We start from the raw sequence: 18,863 nt of genomic DNA, 5'->3' as shown, positions 1-18,863 counted from the left end.
CGATGAGCGCGGTCACAGCCAGCATTCTGATAGGCACCAAGAGCCGATCGGACGTGGGAATTCAGCCACGGTGGATAGCACTTCTTCATGAGGCCAGCGGATATGCGTGGCATCTCCTGAGATTGCAGCTGTCCAGTGGCGACATCGTCCCGCCACCCCGCGTCGGGGCCACCGACACCGGGGCACCCGGCACCCATCCGGGGCTCGACGGGCCGCCCGGGATCCTGTGGCGGGTCGAGTCCGACGGTGACATCGCCGGGGAACTGGCGTTGATGTTGCACGTCCATGCCGCCCGCACCCCTGAGGTGATGTGCGCGGTGCAGCGGCTGTCACCGCTGGCCAAGCGTCGGGTGGACCTGTGTCGGATGACCGAGGCGCAGAACGGCGACCTGCGGAATGCAGTGCGGGTCGCCCGGGAGAACGGGGGCAGCCTGTACCTGGCGGCGACCCTCATGGCGGGGAGCCGCCTCACCGAGGAAGACCTGCTGTCGCTGCCCGACTGGGAGATCAGCATCGCCCATACGGCGATCTCCCGGGACTGGGTGCGCGCCGACAACGGCTACCTGGAGGTCACCGACTACCGGCAGCCGTTCACCGCCCCGCAGGAGGTGGTCACCGAGTCCGGGACGGACGGCTCGGAGTCGAGGCTCCGGTCGGTCGAGGAGCCGCCCGCCGAGGCTTCGCCGCCCGAGGCCGCGGCCGACGAGGTTCCCGCCGCCGAGCGGAATTCTCCGGCGGAAGCGGTCGCTGCCGTTCCGGCGGAGGATGCCCCGGCGCAGAACGAGGAGGATGTCCCCGAGCCGGTCTACACCGGGGTCTCCTTCCGCGGCTCCGACGGGTCGATGTACGCCGAGTACACCTACGGCGAGCATGCCGCCGGGTCCCCGTCGTCCTATGTCGTCGATCTACGGGCCGTGGGAGAGACGGCTGCGCTCAAGCAGGGTGAGGTGATCACGCCGATCCCGCCGCCTGCGGTGGCGACCGACAATCCCTGGGCCGAACAGCAGGGGCATATGAGCCAGCATCTCCAGGAGCAGGCGCGCCGTTTCGGGGTGATGCGGGCGGAGACGGTCCAACGTTCCCGGACCGGCCGCCGCGAACGCGACCATCGGGGGGAGGCCAGGGCCGCGGAGAAGAGCGCGGCCTCCGGGGCAGGTCACAAGGCGAACACCTGGTGGGACGACCTGCTGGGTCGCTGACCTCCTGAGCCGCTGATTCTCCGGGGTGTGCGGAGGCGTCCCGGGGTTTCCCGGTGTGCTCGGGGTCGGCGGCGGTGCGTGGTCAGGGGCGGGGCCGCATCGACCGCCACGGCCTGGCCAGGGTGAAGCTGCGTCCGCTGACCAGGGTCGGGGTGAGCCCGATGACGTGGTCCTTCTCGGAGACCACCCAGGGACGTAGCCGCATCTGGTCCGACCAGCGTGCTTCGTCGTGGGGTAGTGCGCGTGGGATCGCCCGGACGATGACGCTGGTGGCGCGTTCGTCGGTGATGTCGTCCACTTCGAAGACCACTTCGTCGCCGGTGAGTACTCCGGCGAGTTTGCTGCCTTCTGCCGTGCGGAAGACGATTTCGTCGCGGTGGACGGCATAGTTCACCGGGACCAGCTCGATCCGCCCGTCCAGTTGGTAGGCGAGTCGGCCGAACTCGAGTCGGCGGAGGATGTCCAGGCAATCCTTCTCGTCGAGGTGGGTGCCGGGGCGTACTCCTTCAGGGCCGCTGTCGGCAGTCGGTGTCATCGGCGCCTCCCCTCATGCCCGCGCACCGGGCGGTGCGCTCCAGGATCAGCTTAGGGAGACCGGGCTGCTTTGCGCCCGTACGACATCCGGACTACTTCTTTCTTGTCTTCTCTTGGTCGAAAGCTAGACAGAGCAATATTTCCCGATCGACGGAGAACTCCTCGCCGGCCGGTTTCCGTCGCCGGCCCACCGGATCCCACTCATCGGCTCCGCGCGCATCCCGTCGCACCGTTTCCCCGGAGCTCTCCCACTCGCCCCCACACCCACGACGCCGTCGATAGCCTGGAGACGGGACATCCCCGAGCCACGAGGACGTGACATGACCGCGCAGGATCGCTATGCCGCCAAGCTCCGCCCAGCCCACGACGTCATCGACCTGATCGGTGACGGTGACACGGTGGTGGCCCCCACCGGGGTCGGTGAGCCTCCCGCCGTTCTGGACGCGCTCTCGGATCGACGCCGGGAGAAACGGGGAGTGACCGTCAGCCAGATCCTGCCGATACGCCCCTTCGGCTATCTCGACCCCGACACCCAGGAGCATGTCCGGCACACGTCGTTCTTCTTCGGGGCGTCTTCCCGGGCAGGTGGCCAGGCCGGTTGGATCGACTACCGGCCCAGTTATTTCAGTGAGATGCCCTCCTTGTTCCGGGAGGGTTTCTTCCCGGTGGACGTGGTGGTCGCCCTGGCCTCACCGATGGACCATCACGGCTATTTCTCCCTCGGCCTGGCGCCCGACTACACCATGGCGGCCCTCGAGCGGGCCCGGACGGTGGTGCTCGAGGTCAACCCGAATGTTCCCTATACGTACGGCCAGTGCCATGTGCACATCGACCAGGTCACGGCTGTCGTGGAGGACGACCGTCCGCTCAGCGAGGTGGGTCTGCCGCGGATCGGCCCGGTGCAGAAGGCGATCGGCGGCTATGTGGCCGACATGATCCCGGACGGGGCCACGGTGCAGATCGGGTACGGTGCGATCCCCGACGCCGTGGTCATGCAGCTCACCGACCGTCGTGACCTGGGCATCCACACGGAGATGATCGGTGACGGCATCCTGACGCTGGTGGAGTCGGGGGCGGTGACCAATGCGGCGAAGAACATCGACCGTGGGCATATGAAGGCCACTTTCGCCTTGGGGTCGCGCCGCCTGTACGACTTCCTCGACCGGAATCCGGCGGTGCAGATGTGCCCGGTCGATATCACCAACGACCCGTATCTGGTGGGGCGGCACGACAGTCTGCACACCATCAATGCCACGATGCAGATCGATTTCCTGGGGCAGTGCGGTTCGGAATCCTTAGGGCCGGTGCCCTATTCGGGTACCGGCGGTCAGTCGGACTTCGTCCGCGCGGCGAATCGTTCCCGGGGCGGGAAGTCGTTCATCGTCCTGCCGTCGACGGCGAAGGGGGATTCGATCAGCCGGATCGTACCGATGTTGACGCCGGGTACCCACGTGTCGACCAGCAAGAACGACATCAATTTCGTGGTGACCGAGTACGGGGTCGCTCAGTTGCGGGGGCGGAGCAACCGGGAGCGGGCGCGGGCGTTGATCGGGATCGCTCACCCGAATTTCCGGGACGAGCTGACCGAGCAGGCCCAGCAGATGAAGCTGCTCTGAGCAGCTCGGGGTCGCTGCGGGGTCATACCTGGTTCAGCCGCCCCGATAGGCCGAAAGTGTTGATGCACAGAAGATTTCATCTTTTTCAAGGTGCGTCTTCCGGGCAGTGGGGGCAGGCTGGAGAGGTCATCCGGCTATGTCACAGAGGTGTGCCATGAAACCCGCGTTGTTTCCGTTGAGGAATCTCTTCGCTGCCGTCTGCCTGACCATCACCCTGGTGTTCAGCCTGATGATCACCACGATGCCCGCACAGGCCACCCCACCGACAGCGCCGGTGCAAGGCCCCTCGTTCCGGCTGCACTGGATGTACGGCCCGGAGATCACCGCGCACGAGTACAGAGCGGGGCCGTACGGTCAGTTCATCGTCCTCACCAATGACGGCACGGTTCCACTCTCGGTGACCTCGGTCGTCCTCGACGGCAAGGATGTCACGGCCCGAACGGACTCGTTCGGCACGGATGTTGCGACCAAGACCGCCTCGCACAACGATTTCCCGTCGCTCGACCCGGGCTACACCCTCACCTTGGTGATCAAGGTCAGTTTCGACGGGGTCGATTATCCGATGCGCCGCACGGCCGTAGCAGCTGTCTCCGCACGCACATCTGAGGGCACCAGCCTGACCCGTTCTGCGAGTGTGCGGGTCGTCGCGGTGGACGATCCGCCGTACGCAAACCGCTTCATGATCCCCCACCATCCAGAGAAGTTCGCCGTCGGACAGCGTCCCGGCTACGGCATGATGTACGTCATCAGCAGGATTGAGCATGAACCCACCACGATCATCTCAATCCACAGCGCCCGCCTGGGCAACATATTGGACCCGAAGAATCCCAAGGTCATCCGACATCCGGAATACTTCCCAGAGGTCTGGTACGCAGCCGAGGTCGCCACGACCCCCGGGGAGATCCACGACACGGTGACGATGATCTTCGCCGACGACGAGGGCAACACGACGGACCGGGTCAGCGAGCTGACGTGGACGGTGGTCGACAGCGCTTCGTTGCGGCTGAGTCTTGCCACCGCAGACCCGTCCCTTCCCGAAACAGGTGGCATCGCCCGATATGCCGCGACCGTCACCAATACCGGCTCCCACCCGTTGACCTTGCAGACGCTCCTCGCGGAAGGACGGAACCTTCTCGCGGCCGGGCAACCACCGGACACTTCCTGCCCCTGGCTGCGACCGATACCGCCAGGCGGCACCTACACCTGCACCTTCACCGCAGCGAAACCCCTGTCCGGGAAACCCGGGTCCACAGTGGTGCGCGAGGTGTCCGTGAAGGCCTCCGACGGATACAGCGATGCTTCCGGAAAGGCCGCAGTGACACACACCTTCACCGATGTCCTCCCGGACGCCGGGATCACCCTTGATGCCCCCGGGTCGGCGAAGGTCGGCAGCACCGTTGCGATTCCGGTGACCGTACTGGGCAGTTCGGCCGAACCTGGCGTGATCGAGTCCATCACCCCGTCGACGACGGCCAAACTGACGAGTCACACCTGCACCCCTGGGGCGACCTTGCCCGCCGGACGCGCCCAGGTCTGCCGGGTCGTCATGCAACCGACAGCAAAACCCCGTGAGTCCCAGGATGTCTCGGTCACCGTGGTGATCAAGGACGACGAGGGCAACCGCGTCACCCGCACCGCCACTGCCCGCGTCATCTCCTCCTGACGCACCGCTACTGCCAGCACCTTTCCGCAACTGCTGCCCGTATTCATCCGAGGGCCCAGTCGAGGAAAGGTGCTGGCAGTGCGTCTCCACACGCGCGATACGACGAGCGGAGCACAGCGCACGAGATCAGTCGGCGGGTCCGGCCTCCAGCACGGCGGCCACCGCTTCGACCGCTTCGACCGCTTGAGCACCGCTGGCCCGCACCACGACCCGCTCACCATGACGCGCACCCAATCCGAGCAGACCGAGGATGCTCGCAGCGTCCCCTTCCTGTCCGCTCTGGGCGACGAGCACGACCCGGGCGTCGAAGCGTGCCGCCGCAGCGACCACCAGACCTGCCGGACGGGCATGCATCCCGGCGGGGTCGGTGAGCACCACGGTCCGCTCGGCCAGCTCCGGTGCGCTCCCGGCAGAGCCGGTGTCTCCACCGCTCACACCGTCACCTGTGGTCCGGTCCTCCCCGGCGGCAGCACCGTCTACCGACTGCCCCAGATGGTCGGACTTGGCCCGCAGTGCACTCTCGGCCTCGCGTCGGACCGTCGACAGGTCGGCCCCGGTGGCCGCGCTGGCCGCGGCAGCCACCAGCCCTTCCACCAGTGGCGCCGAACTCAGGACGACCCGCTCGGCCAGCTCCGGTTCGACGAACTCCAGGGCCATCTCGGCGGAGAGCAACGCCGACCCGAGGTCGAGGAGAACCAGGACCCCGTCGGGCGAGTCGGCCTCGGCCAAGGCATCGGCGACCCGGGCCGCGTCGGTACCGAAGGTCTTCTCGTCCAGTCCTGCGGCGAGCGCGATCTTCGGTCCACCTTCGGCGGGGACCATCTCGGAGGCCAAGGTCAGCGCAGCGGTGGCGAGGGCATGGCTGTGCGAGACGACGACGATGCCGATCATGCGCTGAAGGCCTTCGCCGCTGCGGCCAGGAGCATCGCGGTGGACGTCGCTCCCGGGTCCTGGTGTCCTGCGCTGCGTTCGCCGAGGTAGCTGGCGCGTCCTTTGCGTGCGACGAGGGGGGTGGTGGCGTCCCGTCCCTGGGCGGCGGCGTCGGCGGCTGCGGTGAGGGCGGCGGCCAGTCCGTCGGTCGAGGCTTTCGCGAAGGCCTCGACGGCGGGGGCGAGGGCGTCGATCATCGTCTTGTCGCCGGGTTCGGCTTTGCCGCGGGCGATGACTCCGTCGACTCCGGCTTGGAGGGCGGCGGCGAAGCGGTCGGTGTCGGGTCGGCTCTCGTCGCCCAGCGCGCCGGCGAAGCGCATGAAGAAGGTGCCGTAGAGGGGTCCGCTGGCTCCGCCGACCGTGCTGACCAGGGTCATGCCGGCTTTCTTCAGGTAGGCGGGGGTGTCGGCGAAGCTGTCGTGGTCGAGTGCGGTGACGGCTTGCATGCCGCGGTCCATGTTCGATCCGTGGTCGGCGTCGCCGATCTGTCGGTCGAGGTCGGTGAGCAGGTCGGCGTCGGTGTGGACGGCCTCGGCGAAGGCGACCATCCAGGCGTGGGCATTCTGGAGGGTGAGTGCGCTGTCGGTCATCAGCATCCCCATCGCAGGCCGGGGGTGTTCACCGGGGCGTCCCAGAGGGTGAGGATGTCGTCGTCGGCTTTGAGGACGGTCACCGAGCAGCCGGCCATCTCCAGGCTGGTGATGTAGTTGCCGACGAGGTTGCGGGCGACGGTGATGCCTTTGCCTTCGAGGATCCGGGCGACTTCGGCGTACATGACGTACAGCTCGAGCAGGGGGGTGCCGCCCATGCCGTTCATCATCACGATGGCGGGGGCGCCGGTGAAGTCGAGGTCGGCCAGGACGGGTTCGACGAGTCGTTCGGCGATCTCCCGTGCTGTCCCGAGTTTGGTTCGTTCTCGGCCTGGTTCGCCGTGGATGCCGACGCCGATCTCCATCTCGTCCTCGGCGAGTTCGAAGGTGGCTTTTCCGGCGGCGGGGACGGTGCAGGAGGTGAGTGCCATGCCCATGGAGCGGCCTTGGGCGTTGACGGTGCGGGCGAGTTCGGCGCAGGCGTCGAGGTCGCGGCCTGCTTCGGCGGCGGCGCCGACGATCTTCTCGACGAGGACGGTGACGCCGACTCCGCGTCGTCCGGCGGTGTAGAGGGAGTCCTTGACGGCGACGTCGTCGTCGGTGACCACGGAGACGACGCGACAGCCGTGTTCGGCTTCGGCCATTTCGGCGGCCATTTCGAAGTTCATGATGTCGCCGGTGTAGTTCTTCACGATGTGCAGGACGCCTGCGCCGGCGTCGACGCCGTGGGTGGCGGCCATCATCTGGTCGGGTACCGGTGAGGTGAAGACCTCTCCGGCGCAAGCTGCGTCGAGCATGCCGAGTCCGACGAACCCGCCGTGCATCGGTTCGTGGCCGCTGCCTCCGCCGGAGATCAGTCCGACCTTTCCGGGGCGGGGTGCTTCCTTGCGGTACACGATGCGCTGTGCGTGGTCGATGCGGAGCCGGTCGCCGTGCGCGTGTTCCATTCCGCGCAGGGCGTCGGCCACGACCGAGGCGGGGTCGTTGATCAGCTTCTTCATGGGCCTATCCCATCACCGTGCGCTGCCCATCGGAAGAGCTGAGGAATGCACGTTCGTGCAGTTCTCGGCGACGGTGCTGCACATTTCCGACAGTTTTCGCGCCTGGCGCCTTCCGGGGCCGCCCCGATGTCTGACATGTCCCGCGCCGGCTCCGGAATGTGCTTGCTCCCGGATTGCACCCCAGGGGTATTCCCATCGGCTTGTCGGAGTGGCACCCTGAAATAGTCATTTCGCATATTTGCGTCATCCACCTCATTTCGCTAGGTAGCCATGACCAATTCTTCGCGTCAGTCGACCCTTGTTCCTGTTTCCTTCCTGGCTTTCTTCCTGGGCGTGTTGATGGCAGTGGCAGCTGCAGCGCCTTCGGCATCGGCGGCCTCGCCGCCCCCCGCCGGGTCGGCGTCCTTCTCCTTGTCCTGGAGTGCCCCCAAGGAGATCCATGAATTCACCACTTGGGGCACCTATCAGATGGTCGATGTCCGTAATGACGGCGCGGTCCGACTGGTGCCCGTCGCGGCGTCCCTCGACGGTCAGAAGCTGGATGTCGAGTACTCCGGTTGCTCTCCTGTGGAGGCTGGGGAGAGCTGCCGGTTCCTCTTCCCTCATTCCATGGACGGGGTCCCGTATCCGAAGAATTGGGATTCGACGTTGTCGGTGACCATGAAGTCCCCTGACGGTGCCTTGCATGTCCGTAAGGACACCCATCGCGTGTCGGTGGTGAACGACCCGCCGGAGCAGCTGTTCATCATGCAGGCGATCAGCGATGCCGTGGACCCCGATCAGGGTGTGGGTTATTGCCGCATCCCCAATTACTTTCGCCGCATCCCGGAGATCTCGAACCTGGTCAGTTTGAGCAGTGAGGTGTTGGGCGATCTGATGGACAAGAAGAATGCGAAGATCGTTTCCCGCGGCACGATGCCCTGGTCGTGTGAGGATTCGTGGGTTTCTTCGGTGAAGGTCGCCCCGGGTGATTCGCTGAAGGACGTGGTGACGGCGACGGTGGCCGATGACGACGGGCTGACGGTGAGCACGGCGTTCGCGGTGACCTGGCGCAGCACGAAACCGGCGCCGAAGCTGAAGGCGACGTTGGCGGTCGATCAGAAGGATCTGGCCGAGACCGGTGAGCAGGCCAAGTTGACCTTGACGGCCACGAATGTGAGCACGTCTCCGGTGACGGTGTCCCGGGTGAGCACACCTGAGGGCGCGGTTCCGCTCTCTTCCTGCCAGGGTGGTCCGGTGGTGTCGCCGGGGAAGAGCCTGGTCTGCAGGTATACGACCAAGGAGGCGCTGAAGGGCAAGCCGCGGAGCTCGGTCGCCTTCGAGGCGTCGGTGGCGACGACGGACGGGGAGGTGGTCGCGGCGAAGGCTTCGACGACTTTCCGGGATGTCTATCCGTTGGCCGAGGTCACCTTGCAGGTCGAGCATCAGGGTGACCGGAGTGCTCTGGTGACGATGGTCGCCCGCGGGGTTTCTCCGGAGCCGGGGAGGGTGCATGCTTCCGGCTTGGAGACTGCTGCTCGGGTGACCGGTGGGCGCTGTGAAGATATCCCGCCCGTGCTCACCATGGGGGCGGAGTGGCGGTGCAGTTTCACTTATCAGCTGAACTTGAGCCATCCCCAGGCGGTGAATTCTTTCGATGCCTGGGTGACCTTGGTCGACGACGACCGGACCTTCGGGACGAGTGCCGCGCATGCCCAGGTGCTGTCCGGGGGGCCGTTGGCGAAGAAAGCACTTGTCGACAACGGCCGGGAAAGGCACAGCTGACAACAAAAAGATCATATGCAAAAAAGGGGGTACTTCGGCCGTTCCCCTCCCGGCCGATATGTCCTCGGTAGTCAACTTTCCTAAAGTAGGTACGTTCTGTCATCCCCTTTGAGAGAAGGCAGGTCGTGGCCGCCGTCCCCCCGAGCGTGAAAACCTCAACGACGCAGAGAAATATCTCCTTGACCACGTCACCCGCCTCGCTACACAGGCCCTCGTTGAGGAGCACACATTGTTCTGGATCCAACTAGCCGTCGTCCTGGCGGCCATCGTCATCGGGGCCCGCCTCGGTGGCATCGCCATCGGTTTCGCCGGTGGCATCGGCGTGGTCGCCCTGGCCGCGCTGGGCGCCAAGCCCACCGCCGCGGGGATGCCCCTCGATGTCATCTCCATCATCCTGGCCGTGATCTGCGCGATCGCCGCGATGCAGGTTGCCGGCGGCATGGACTATCTCGTCGATGTCGTCGACAAGGTGCTCCGCCGCAACCCGCAGCACCTCATGTTCCTGGCGCCGTTCATGACCTACCTGATGACGTTGATGGCCGGCACCGGCCACACCGCCTTCTCCGCGATGCCCGTCATCACCGAGGTCGCCAAGGAGAACAACATCCGGCCCGCCCGGCCCCTGTCCATCGCCGTGGTCTCCAGCCAGATCGCCATCACCGCGTCCCCGATCTCCGCAGCCGTGGTCTTCCTGTCCGGCGCACTGGAGAAGAAGGGCGTGGACTACCTGCAGATCCTCGCGGTGTGCATCCCGTCGACCTTCCTGGCCTGCATGCTGACCGCCGGGCTGATGATGCTCTGGGACAAGCGCAACCCGCGTAGCGCCCTGGAGTTCGACCCCGAGTTCCAGCGCCGCCGCGACGCCGGGCTGATCGACACCACCTCGCACGCCGGACGCACCCTCAAGCCGGGCGCGAAGCAGTCGGTGCTGGTCTTCCTGGTCGGTCTGATCACGGTGATGCTCTACGCCACCGCCATCAGCGACAAGGTGAAGCTGATCGACCCGAAGAATGCGCCGATGCCCCGGGACGCCGCGATCATCTCCATCATGTTGGCCGTCGCCACGATCATCGTGTTGATCTGCAAGGTGCAGCCCGCCGAGATCCTCAACGCGTCCACCTTCAAGTCGGGCATGAGCGCTTCGATCTGCGTACTGGGTGTCGCCTGGCTGGGCACCACCTTCGTGAAGGCCCACGAGAAGGAGATCATGGCGTTCTCCGGCGACCTGCTGAAGCAGCACTCCTGGCTGTTGGCCGTGGTGCTCTTCTTCGCCGCGTCGCTGCTGTACAGCCAGGCCGCGACCGCGAAGGCGATCATGCCCACCGCGATCGCCCTGGGCGTGTCGAATGTGGCCATCGTGGCGGCCTTCGCCGCGGTCTCCGCGCTCTTCGTCCTGCCGACCTACCCGACCCTGCTCGCCGCGGTCGAGATGGACGACACCGGTTCGACCCGGATCGGCAAGGCCGTGTTCAACCATCCCTTCCTGGTGCCGGGCATCCTGGCCATCGGGTTCTCCGTGGCACTCGGTTTCGTCTTCGGCGGCATCTTCATCCGCTGACCCGCCCGGAACACACTGCAGGCCGAGAAGCGCCGGCGATCGGGAGGCCCCCGGTCGCCGGCGCTTCTCACCTTCGGGGAGCAGAGCCTGCGGTCACCTGCGGTCAGTGTGGCCGCGAGTCCGAGACGAACTGCGCCGCTGCGGCACTCGCCGCGGTCACGGTGAGCACGGACGGCCAGGCGCCGATGGCCTTCGCCAACGGGTGGGACAGCCCGAAACCGGCGAGGTAGATCGCGGAGAGCAGCGCCGTGTCCCGCACGCCGCCGCGGGCGTACCAGGTGCGTCCGGCGTAGATCCCGGCGGCGGCCAGGACCACCCCGCCGATCGGACGTACCCCGGTCTCCCGGGCGGTCACGTACCCGCCGAGAAGCCCGAGCACGACGACCGGGGCGGTGCAGACGGAACTCGCGTCTTTAAGGGTCATAGTCGGATCGTAGGCCCAGCGTCGAGCGGAATACCGTCCTTCCACTCCCCGACGCCGAACCGGCAAAGCGCATGAAATACGCATAAGAGTCATAGAATTCCGGTGTACGGGCCCGCCTGACACGCCTTCCACGTACGGAGGGGCATCCGATGACTGCTCGATTCAACCCACCGCCTGGCTGGCCGTCGCCGCCGAGCGACGACTGGCGGCCGGAACGCGGGTGGTTCCCGCCGGAGGACTGGCCGGAGGCGCCGCCCGGCTGGGGTTTCTGGGTGGACGAGGAAGGGCATCGGGCGCGCGGCCCGTACGGCCTCTACGAAGGGGAGACCGCCCGGGACCGCGGCAAACGAGCCGCGATCGGCGCCGTCGTCGTCCTCGGACTGATGGGGGCCTGCACGGGGTTCAACAGCACGAACCGGGTCTCTGCCCCGTCGAACACGCTGACCCCCACGGTGACCACGACTTTCACCCACACGGCCACCGCCACCACCACAGCCACCACGACCGCCACCGCCACGCAGACCGTCACCGAAACCGCCACCACGACGGTCACCCAGACCGTGCCGGCCGCCGCCCCCGCAGTACCGGCCCCGCCCCAGCCCGGCAGCGGCGCCGGCGGCACGACGGCCTCCGTCTACTACAAGAACTGCGACGAAGCCCGCCGCGCCGGAGCTGCTCCCCTGCACCGCGGCGACCCCGGCTACCGGCCCGGACTGGACAGGGACGGCGACGGCACCGCCTGCGAACGTCGCCGCTGATCCGTGGGTGCAGCCCTGCGCATCCGGTCCACGAACAGGGCCACCTGGGTGCGGTCGGGCAGCCCTGTCTTGCGCATCACCGTCGACACATAGTTCTTGACCGTGCCCGGGGCCAGGTGCAGGATCCGCGCGATCTGGTCGTTCGACCTCCCGTCCGCGATGAGCAGAGCCACCTCCCGTTCGGAGGAGGTCAGTTCGTGCAACGGATCTTCCCGGGGCCTGCGCACAGCAGCGCGCGCCATCCGTGGGTCGATCACCAGTCCGCCGTTCATGGCGTTTTCGACCGCTTCGACGATCCGTTCGGGTGAGACGTCCTTGAGGAGGAACCCGGCGGCGCCGGCGTCCAGGGCGTCCTGCACGACGTCGTCGGTGTCGAAGGTGGTCACCACGATGACGGGCAGCCCGGGGAATTCCGTTCTGCAGGCTCTGATGAGGTCTGCGCCGGATGTTCCCGGCATCACCGCGTCGGTGAGTACCGCGTCGGGTGGGTTCTTCCGGATGAAGGCCAGCGCTTCGGCGCCGTCCCGGGCCTGGCCGATGACGTCGACCCGTCCGGTGGATTCCAGGAGGAGGTGCAGTCCGCGTCGTAACAGTTCCTGGTCGTCGACGACGATCATCCGCAGTCGGGGCTTGTCGTCGCCGCGTGGTGTCGGCGGGGTCATGCCGTGGCCTCGGCGGGATATGTGGCGTCGAGGAGGAACCCGCGGCCGGTCCATCCTGTGGTCAGTGTGCCGCCGGCGGCTTCGACGCGGGATCGCAGGTGGCTGAGCCCGAAGCCTTCCAGGACGGTTCGGCCGGGGTTGTCGTTTGCTCCGGTGGGGTCGGCGGAAGGGTTTTCGCCGTCGTCGAGGATCCGCACGGTGGTCAGGTCGCCGATGGTGTGCACGATCTCCACCCGGGAGGCTCCCGAGTGTCGGACGACATTGGTCAGTCCCTCCTGGATGATGCGGTAGGCCAACGGGTCGACCCGACGGGCCGGGCCGGGGTCGTCGGGTCGGGTGATGACGACGTCCAGCCCGGTCCCTTGGAATACTGCGGTCAGTCGTTCCAGGGCCGAGTCCAGGTCGAGTCGGTCGAGGTCGTCGGCGGGCAGCGGACTCAGGGCGCGTACCTGTCGACGTAGGCCGGTCAGGGCGTCGGTGGCGATCTCGTGGACGCGGTCGATCTCCGCCCAGGCCGCTTCGGCGTCGGTGTCGCGCAGGCGTCGTGCCACTTCCGCGCTCATCAGGATGGCGGTCAGGTCTCGTCCTACGTCGTCGTGCAGGGCACGCGCTTGCGTCATTCTTTCCTCGGCGAGGGCACGGTCGAGTTCGCGCAGAGCTGTCCGGCGGCGTTCTTCGGCGAGCAGGAGTGCGTCCCGGTGTGCTTCGGTGAGTTGGCGGAGGGACTCGGCGACGAGCAGACCGATGGTCAGCAGGCAGGTGACGACGAAGATGTTCAGTGCGATTCCGCCGGGGATCTGCCGTCCTTGGGTGGAGGCCCAGGTGTAGAGCACGCAGAGGACACCCAGGTAGGAGGCTGCGGCGAGCAGCACGCCTCGCCGTCCGTATTCGACGGCCACGCTGCACAGTCCCAGGACGAAGACGGGCAGGCCCAGCGGGCTGTCGTTGAGGAACGACGCGGACAAAGCTGCCGTGGCGAGGAGCAGGGACCAGCGCCGCGCGGCCCGGGGCGAGCTCGCCCGGCTCCACGACCACCAGCTCAGACCGGTGACCGCGACGCTGACCGCCAGTGCGAGTGTGTTCGTCGTCGGCCTGGCTGTTTTCCAGAGGACACCTCCGGCCAGGAGGAGAACCACCACGGCCAGGAGGTGGATGCTGCCGGGAAGATAGCGGGGACGTGCTCTTCTGGGCAGAGTCATCATGTCCGACAGATTAGGTCGCAGGATTCCCGCGGACATCTGACCACGGTCACATCGTCGACGTCGCGATCTGTGACCGCGGTGACTTCTGCGCCGGCCCGCAAGAGCGAATCGTGTCCGGTATGGAAATCACGACGTCATCGCCCAGTACTTCCGAGGAAACCGGACGTCGAGCGCGTCCTTCTGCGGTGTGGAAACGCTCGGTGGTGGCCGCTGTGGCGACCGTGCTCTGCGCTTTCTCCCTGACCGCGAAAAAACTTGTCCCGCAAGAGTTCTGGCAAAGGATGGATGATCTCGCCACCGGGGACGGCTTCGTCCTGGTCGTGGCCGTCGAGATCGCGTTCATCGCTCTCCCCCTGGTGACGACGTTGTTGGCGCTGCTGGTCCTCGCCCGTTTCGAGAAGGTCTCCCTGGGCCACTATCTGAACGGTTGCGGACGGCCGGGCTGGGGATGGCTGGTGCCGGCCGCAGCGGTCACCGCCGGGTTGACCTTCGCGGCATGCCTGCTGGCGCAGTCCCTGCCGGTCGAGTCGAGGACGACGCCACTGCGCCTCCCCGATATCGCTTGGCCTGCGCTCGTGCTCGTCGGCCTGGCCAGGGGTTTCCTGATGCAAGGCCTTCCCGAGGAGTTCTGGTTCCGGGGGTTTGCCTGGCGGCACGCGCAGCGATTCCCGTGGCTGACCCTGGCGGTCACGACGGGGGTCTTCACCCTCCTGCACCTGGCCTCCAGCGGCGGGCAACAAAACCTGGGCGAACGGTTCCTCTATCTCGCGATGCCGTTCGGGATGGGATTCCTCGCCGGATGTGTCCGCTGGTGCACCGGATCAGCGTGGGGCGCGGCCGGCGTCCACGGCGGAATGCATGCCGCTTTCATCCCCGCAGCGTGGATGCCGATGTCGACGGGCCCGGCCACCTGGCTCACCGTGGGGATCATGCTGACCTGCGCCGCCGTGGCACTCCTGGCCTGGCAGCGACCGTGGTCTACCAGCGGCGACGTCCCGCCGGCGAAGGCCCTCCCGAGGCAGCCACTCGAGGACGAATGACCCCACATACAGGGCGAAACAACCCGAGCAGCAACCACGTTTGGCGATCCGGCGCGCTCCTGGCATGATGGCAGAGCGCGCGCGAGTGGCGGAATAGGCAGACGCGCACGGTTCAGGTCCGTGTGCCCGAAAGGGCGTGGGGGTTCAACTCCCCCCTCGCGCACCACTGAGAGAGACTCCCGACCGGAGCAATCCGGCCGGGAGTTTTTTTGTTGCCGAAGACATTGAGCCCTCTCACAGATCACGGCATACTGGTACCAGATTCGGTACCAATCAGGAGGCGTCATGGCTGTGACCGCGACCGAGGCCCGCAAACAACTTTTCCCACTGATTCAGCAGGTCAACGAGGATCGTGCGCCGGTAGAGATCACCTCCCGGCATGGCGACGCCGTGCTGATGTCGCGCGCCGACTACGACGCGCTCGAAGAGACAGCACACCTGCTGCGTGTCCCGGCCAACGCCCGCCACCTCCTGGAGAGCCTCCAGCAAGCTCGTACCGGCGAACGCTCCGAACACGACCTGGTGCGATGAGGCTCGTTTTCACACCAAACGGCTGGGACGACTACACCTTCTGGCTCGCTAACGATCGCCAAACCCTCAAGCGCATCAACCGCTTGATCGACGATGCGCTCCGCGATCCCACTGCCGGGATCGGCAAACCCGAACCGCTGCGTCACATGCTGGCTGGTGTCTGGTCGCGGCGAATCACTGAGGAACACCGACTCGTGTACCTCGTAGACGGCGACGACCTCGTCATTCTGCAGGTTCGTTTTCACTACAGCTGACGCACGTCAGCGAACATTGCAGAGCCCACGCTTTTCCCAAAGGGCGAGGCTGCCAGTAGCCGAGATGCTACCGTCCAGCGAATGACGCGCCTCTGTCCCGATTCCGCCACGGGAAATGTTGCAGAGCAGGAGAATCGGCGACAGCCTCTGCCGTAGTGGATCGTTCTGGCCGTCTGCATCTCCGGGTTCGGCCTATGGGCGTTGACGCCGGGGCTGCACCGATATGGCATCGGTCGGCTCTTCACCGATGACAGGGCGACGTCGGTGCTGATCGAGACAACGTTCGCGGCCGTGCTCGCCGTCGCCCTCGTGATGACGCATCAGCGCTACAACCGGGTACTTTTCGCCCGCTCCCGGACGGTGCGGCTCTACGCCCTGCTGGTCGTCTTGGCGATCGCGGTGCCTTTCCACTACCAGTTGCCCTTGCCGGTCTTCCTCTACATGGCGTGGATGACCGTCTCGGTGTTCTGGCAGGACTACCTCACCTTCGGGCTACTGCACAGCTACCTCGGCGAGCGCCTTCCGTCGTGGGGAGTGATCGTCATCAGCGCGATCATGTTCTGGCTGGGTCACGCCGTGTTCATCCCGCACCGTTTCGCACCGTCCCATTGGCTGCCGAGTTTGGCGATCGTCGCTCTCGGCCTGCTCTTTGCGTCCCTTCGGGTGCGTTTCGCGTCCTTGCATCTGCTGCTCGTGTTGCACCTGTCGTCCTATTTCATCCTGTGCTGACGCCGGATCACCGTCCTGCAAAGGCCATCGAGAACCCCGCCGACTTCCTTGTCGCCTCACCAGGTGCGGGTCATCCCGACCCCTGACGGCGACCCGGCATAACGGTGACCCGTCTGAGGGCGACGTTGAGACCTGGACGACTCATCCCACCGACGTCCCCGTCTCCTTCTCACGACGGAGGTCGACGGCCACGCCGCGCTCTAGGCTGAAGACCATGCCTCTGACCTGGGCCTCGACCGGTGACTGTCTGCGCACCTACTTCGCACTCGACGACGACTGGCATCGGCCTGCACCCACATCTCGGCAACGCCGCAACGACCTGTGGGTCGCCTTGGGAATGTGGGCTTTCGGCGCGCTCGGCATGGAACTCTCCCGCAGCACGCTCAATCCCCATTTCGTCTCGGACCCGACCTGGCTGCAGCATCTGTTGATCGCGGCGGGCACCCTGCCGCTGATCTGGCGGCGCACTCACCCGTTGACAGTCATGGGGTTGCTGCAACTGCACATGTTTCTCTGCGGGATCACCGTGACCGTGGTGATGACGATCCTGCCGATGCAGTGCGTCTACGTCTTCGCCCTGTTCACCGGGGTGGCCTGGGCCGGTTCACGGCGGGTCATGCTCGGCCTGGTGGCAGCGGTCCTCGTCCTCATGTTCGGCTGGCTGACCTGGCAGTTCGCTCTGGGAACGGCTCTGTTCGAGTTCGCCGCCCACCACACCGGTTCGTCGACCCCGGAAGGGATCTTCCCGACACCCGTCGCGCTGATCGCGCTGACTTTCCTCCTCAACATCGTCTACTTCGGCAGCGGGATCCTCGGCGGACAGGCGTCATGGCGCCAGGCCCGCGCCCACGCGCAACTGTCGGCGCAGGCAGACCTGATCTCCGCACAGGCCGAGGAACTCGCCGACCGGAAGGTCGTCGAAGAACGGCTGCGCATCGCCCGGGAACTGCACGATGTCGTCGCCCACCACGTGTCCGTGATGGGAATCCAAGCAGCAGCCGCCCGGCGGGTGATGGACAAGGACCCGGGCGCCGCGGCGGCAGCCCTCGCCCGGGTCGAGGAGTCCTCACGGCAGGCCGTCGGAGAGATGCGAGGCCTGCTGGGCACGCTGCGTCGCACCGACCCCGCCCGGAAAGAAGACGCCCCCGCCTCCGCATCCTCGACGTCCCACGACCCCGGTGCGACCCACCGGTCCCCACAACCCGGCGTGGAGCAGATCGCCGAACTCGTCCAGTCCTCCTGCTCGACGGGATTCTCGGTGACCTACCAGGTCGTCGAGGACGGGGCGGGCATGGTGGACCAGATCCCGATGCCCGTCGGGTTGACCCTGTATCGCACCATCCAGGAAGCCCTGGCCAATGTCCGCCGACATTCGACAGCACCGTCCGCGACCGTGGTCCTCCGCATCGGAGGCGACCAGCAGCACCGGTACGCCGAAGCCGAGATCCTCGACAGCGGACGGCCACGCGAAGGCACCTCCGGCAGCGGGTTGGGGCTGCTCGGCATGCGGGAACGCGTCGCCTCCCACGGCGGCACCACGGACATCGGCCCCCGGGTGTCCGGTGGATACCGGGTCCGGGTCCGGCTCCCCCTACGCGCCACGCCAACCCTGCCGGCCCGGGGGAAACACCCCACCGACCGAGACACCGAGAAGACAGGATGAACGACATGGACGACGTGGACGACCCAGCCCGGGTCAAGGTGCTCCTGGTCGACGACCAGGCCTTGGTACGCAGCGGTTTCCGGCTGATGCTGTCCATCGAGGACGACCTGGACGTCGTCGGCGAAGCCGCAGACGGCGCGACAGCGGTCGCCCAGGCCAGAGCGCTGCGTCCGGACGTCATCCTCATGGATGTGCAGATGCCGGTCATGGACGGCGTCGAAGCGACCCGCCGGATCGTCGAGGAAGACCTGGGCAAGGTCATCATCCTGACGACCTTCGACCGGGACGACTACCTGTTCGACGGGCTACGCGCAGGAGCCAGCGGCTTCCTGCTGAAGAATGCCGACCCGGAACATCTGGTCGAAGCGGTGCACACCGTCGGCTCAGGTCATGCCCTGCTCGCCCCGGAAGTGACCCGCCGAGTCATCGCCGAGATGACGACCGCCACCAACCGCCAAGCGACCCAAGCCGGGACGGACACCACCCCGCACCCGCTCCTGGCCTCGTTGACCTGCCGCGAGCGCGAAGTGCTGCGGTGGGTGGGGCGGGGTCTGTCGAATGCGGAGATCGCGGCGGAGTTGGTCGTCGGGGAGTCGACGGTGAAGACCCATGTGTCGAACTGTCTGGCGAAACTGAAGGTGCGGGATCGGGTGCAGGCGGTCGTCCTCGCCTATGAGACGGGTCTCATTCATCCGGGGGAGTGACGGCCCGGTGGGTTCCTCCTCCCAGGGGAGGTGTGGTCGGG

19 protein-coding genes and 1 tRNA gene are annotated in these 18,863 nt (G+C 66.6%); 13 read left to right on the top strand and 7 right to left on the bottom strand.

Translation table 11 applies throughout. The annotated features are described in order from the left end of the window. Nucleotides 1–122 precede the first annotated feature (122 nt). A complete protein-coding gene (locus tag AUCHE_RS13725) occupies nt 123–1,199 on the top strand; it encodes a hypothetical protein (protein ID WP_006503923.1) in 1,077 nt (358 codons plus the stop codon). 82 nt (nt 1,200–1,281) lie between these two features. Here the strand turns inward: AUCHE_RS13725 and AUCHE_RS13720 are convergent, their stop codons facing one another. Next, nucleotides 1,282–1,734, bottom strand: coding sequence for a pyridoxamine 5'-phosphate oxidase family protein (locus tag AUCHE_RS13720; RefSeq protein ID WP_006503922.1), 453 nt, complete (start codon nt 1,732–1,734; stop codon nt 1,282–1,284). A gap of 319 nt (nt 1,735–2,053) precedes the next feature. Here AUCHE_RS13720 and AUCHE_RS13715 point away from each other — a divergent pair, with 319 nt between their 5' ends. Next, nucleotides 2,054–3,349 carry an acetyl-CoA hydrolase/transferase family protein gene (locus tag AUCHE_RS13715; protein ID WP_006503921.1) on the top strand — a complete coding sequence of 432 codons (1,296 nt, stop codon included), beginning with the start codon at nt 2,054–2,056 and terminating at the stop codon, nt 3,347–3,349. Nucleotides 3,350–3,503: 154 nt separating this feature from the next. Continuing rightward, a complete protein-coding gene (locus AUCHE_RS13710) occupies nt 3,504–5,012 on the top strand; it encodes a hypothetical protein (protein ID WP_006503920.1) in 1,509 nt (502 codons plus the stop codon). A 126-nt stretch (nt 5,013–5,138) separates the two neighbouring features. Here the strand turns inward: AUCHE_RS13710 and dhaM are convergent, their stop codons facing one another. From dhaM to dhaK, 3 genes are read right to left on the bottom strand one after another with little or no spacing between them, the layout of a single operon-like run. Continuing rightward, nucleotides 5,139–5,903: a dihydroxyacetone kinase phosphoryl donor subunit DhaM gene (gene dhaM, locus AUCHE_RS13705; RefSeq protein ID WP_006503919.1), complete on the bottom strand. Its 765-nt coding sequence runs from the start codon at nt 5,901–5,903 to the stop codon at nt 5,139–5,141. Beyond that, nucleotides 5,900–6,532, bottom strand: coding sequence for a dihydroxyacetone kinase subunit DhaL (gene dhaL, locus AUCHE_RS13700; protein WP_006503918.1), 633 nt, complete (start codon nt 6,530–6,532; stop codon nt 5,900–5,902). Before dhaL ends, dhaM begins: the two co-directional genes overlap by 4 nt. After that, nucleotides 6,532–7,533, bottom strand: coding sequence for a dihydroxyacetone kinase subunit DhaK (gene dhaK, locus AUCHE_RS13695; protein ID WP_006503917.1), 1,002 nt, complete (start codon nt 7,531–7,533; stop codon nt 6,532–6,534). Before dhaK ends, dhaL begins: the two co-directional genes overlap by 1 nt. Before the next feature lie 270 nt (nt 7,534–7,803). Between dhaK and AUCHE_RS13690 the strand changes: the two genes are divergently transcribed. Continuing rightward, entirely contained in the window at nt 7,804–9,297 is a 1,494-nt protein-coding gene (locus AUCHE_RS13690) for a hypothetical protein (RefSeq protein WP_040322638.1), read from the top strand. Nucleotides 9,298–9,526: 229 nt separating this feature from the next. Further along, a complete protein-coding gene (locus AUCHE_RS13685) occupies nt 9,527–10,855 on the top strand; it encodes an anaerobic C4-dicarboxylate transporter (protein WP_006503915.1) in 1,329 nt (442 codons plus the stop codon). A gap of 103 nt (nt 10,856–10,958) precedes the next feature. Here AUCHE_RS13685 and AUCHE_RS13680 read toward each other — a convergent pair whose 3' ends face one another. Further along, nucleotides 10,959–11,279 carry a hypothetical protein gene (locus AUCHE_RS13680; RefSeq protein ID WP_006503914.1) on the bottom strand — a complete coding sequence of 107 codons (321 nt, stop codon included), beginning with the start codon at nt 11,277–11,279 and terminating at the stop codon, nt 10,959–10,961. 149 nt (nt 11,280–11,428) lie between these two features. On the opposite strand from AUCHE_RS13680, the gene AUCHE_RS17615 reads away from it, so the two are divergent. Then, nucleotides 11,429–12,037: an excalibur calcium-binding domain-containing protein gene (locus AUCHE_RS17615; RefSeq protein WP_006503913.1), complete on the top strand. Its 609-nt coding sequence runs from the start codon at nt 11,429–11,431 to the stop codon at nt 12,035–12,037. On the opposite strand, the gene AUCHE_RS13670 is transcribed toward AUCHE_RS17615, so the two are convergent. After that, a complete protein-coding gene (locus AUCHE_RS13670; RefSeq protein WP_006503912.1) occupies nt 11,980–12,699 on the bottom strand; it encodes a response regulator in 720 nt (239 codons plus the stop codon). The genes AUCHE_RS17615 and AUCHE_RS13670 overlap by 58 nt on opposite strands. After that, nucleotides 12,696–13,901: a sensor histidine kinase gene (locus AUCHE_RS15910; protein ID WP_143115254.1), complete on the bottom strand. Its 1,206-nt coding sequence runs from the start codon at nt 13,899–13,901 to the stop codon at nt 12,696–12,698. The genes AUCHE_RS13670 and AUCHE_RS15910 overlap by 4 nt, the downstream gene beginning before the upstream one ends. 119 nt (nt 13,902–14,020) lie before the next feature. On the opposite strand from AUCHE_RS15910, the gene AUCHE_RS15905 reads away from it, so the two are divergent. From AUCHE_RS15905 to AUCHE_RS13630, 7 genes are all read left to right on the top strand, one after another. Continuing rightward, a complete protein-coding gene (locus AUCHE_RS15905; RefSeq protein WP_177175346.1) occupies nt 14,021–14,941 on the top strand; it encodes a CPBP family intramembrane glutamic endopeptidase in 921 nt (306 codons plus the stop codon). 79 nt (nt 14,942–15,020) lie between these two features. Then, a tRNA-Leu gene (locus tag AUCHE_RS13655) sits at nt 15,021–15,107 on the top strand. A 119-nt stretch (nt 15,108–15,226) separates the two neighbouring features. Continuing rightward, nucleotides 15,227–15,472, top strand: coding sequence for a type II toxin-antitoxin system Phd/YefM family antitoxin (locus tag AUCHE_RS13650; protein ID WP_006503909.1), 246 nt, complete (start codon nt 15,227–15,229; stop codon nt 15,470–15,472). Further along, nucleotides 15,469–15,726 carry a Txe/YoeB family addiction module toxin gene (locus tag AUCHE_RS13645; RefSeq protein WP_006503908.1) on the top strand — a complete coding sequence of 86 codons (258 nt, stop codon included), beginning with the start codon at nt 15,469–15,471 and terminating at the stop codon, nt 15,724–15,726. Before AUCHE_RS13650 ends, AUCHE_RS13645 begins: the two co-directional genes overlap by 4 nt. Nucleotides 15,727–15,990: 264 nt before the next feature. Next, complete coding sequence (locus AUCHE_RS15900; RefSeq protein ID WP_006503907.1) at nt 15,991–16,455, top strand: hypothetical protein; 465 nt, start codon at nt 15,991–15,993, stop codon at nt 16,453–16,455. Between the two features lie 214 nt (nt 16,456–16,669). Next, complete coding sequence (locus tag AUCHE_RS13635) at nt 16,670–18,118, top strand: sensor histidine kinase (RefSeq protein WP_006503906.1); 1,449 nt, start codon at nt 16,670–16,672, stop codon at nt 18,116–18,118. Beyond that, entirely contained in the window at nt 18,115–18,822 is a 708-nt protein-coding gene (locus AUCHE_RS13630; RefSeq protein WP_006503905.1) for a response regulator, read from the top strand. The genes AUCHE_RS13635 and AUCHE_RS13630 overlap by 4 nt, the downstream gene beginning before the upstream one ends. Nucleotides 18,823–18,863 lie beyond the last annotated feature (41 nt).

The sequence above is a fragment of the Austwickia chelonae NBRC 105200 genome, assembly GCF_000298175.1.
In the GTDB taxonomy this organism is placed as follows: Bacteria; Actinomycetota; Actinomycetes; order Actinomycetales; family Dermatophilaceae; genus Austwickia; species Austwickia chelonae.
Note: the sequence above shows the minus strand (reverse complement) of the source record. Positions and strands in the feature narration are given on the sequence as shown.

Bases quoted from the DNA above. Each gene is read 5' to 3' on its own strand.
- AUCHE_RS13645 (WP_006503908.1), top strand. From the start codon at position 15,469: ATGAGGCTCGTTTTCACACCAAACGGCTGGGACGACTACACCTTCTGG.
- dhaL (WP_006503918.1), bottom strand. From the start codon at position 6,532: ATGACCGACAGCGCACTCACCCTCCAGAATGCCCACGCCTGGATGGTC.
- AUCHE_RS13690 (WP_040322638.1), top strand. From the start codon at position 7,804: ATGACCAATTCTTCGCGTCAGTCGACCCTTGTTCCTGTTTCCTTCCTG.
- AUCHE_RS13670 (WP_006503912.1), bottom strand. From the start codon at position 12,699: ATGACCCCGCCGACACCACGCGGCGACGACAAGCCCCGACTGCGGATG.
- AUCHE_RS13650 (WP_006503909.1), top strand. From the start codon at position 15,227: ATGGCTGTGACCGCGACCGAGGCCCGCAAACAACTTTTCCCACTGATT.
- AUCHE_RS15910 (WP_143115254.1), bottom strand. From the start codon at position 13,901: ATGATGACTCTGCCCAGAAGAGCACGTCCCCGCTATCTTCCCGGCAGC.
- dhaM (WP_006503919.1), bottom strand. From the start codon at position 5,903: ATGATCGGCATCGTCGTCGTCTCGCACAGCCATGCCCTCGCCACCGCT.
- AUCHE_RS13720 (WP_006503922.1), bottom strand. From the start codon at position 1,734: ATGACACCGACTGCCGACAGCGGCCCTGAAGGAGTACGCCCCGGCACC.
- dhaK (WP_006503917.1), bottom strand. From the start codon at position 7,533: ATGAAGAAGCTGATCAACGACCCCGCCTCGGTCGTGGCCGACGCCCTG.
- AUCHE_RS13710 (WP_006503920.1), top strand. From the start codon at position 3,504: ATGAAACCCGCGTTGTTTCCGTTGAGGAATCTCTTCGCTGCCGTCTGC.
- AUCHE_RS13680 (WP_006503914.1), bottom strand. From the start codon at position 11,279: ATGACCCTTAAAGACGCGAGTTCCGTCTGCACCGCCCCGGTCGTCGTG.
- AUCHE_RS13715 (WP_006503921.1), top strand. From the start codon at position 2,054: ATGACCGCGCAGGATCGCTATGCCGCCAAGCTCCGCCCAGCCCACGAC.
- AUCHE_RS13635 (WP_006503906.1), top strand. From the start codon at position 16,670: ATGCCTCTGACCTGGGCCTCGACCGGTGACTGTCTGCGCACCTACTTC.
- AUCHE_RS17615 (WP_006503913.1), top strand. From the start codon at position 11,429: ATGACTGCTCGATTCAACCCACCGCCTGGCTGGCCGTCGCCGCCGAGC.
- AUCHE_RS13630 (WP_006503905.1), top strand. From the start codon at position 18,115: ATGAACGACATGGACGACGTGGACGACCCAGCCCGGGTCAAGGTGCTC.
- AUCHE_RS15905 (WP_177175346.1), top strand. From the start codon at position 14,021: ATGGAAATCACGACGTCATCGCCCAGTACTTCCGAGGAAACCGGACGT.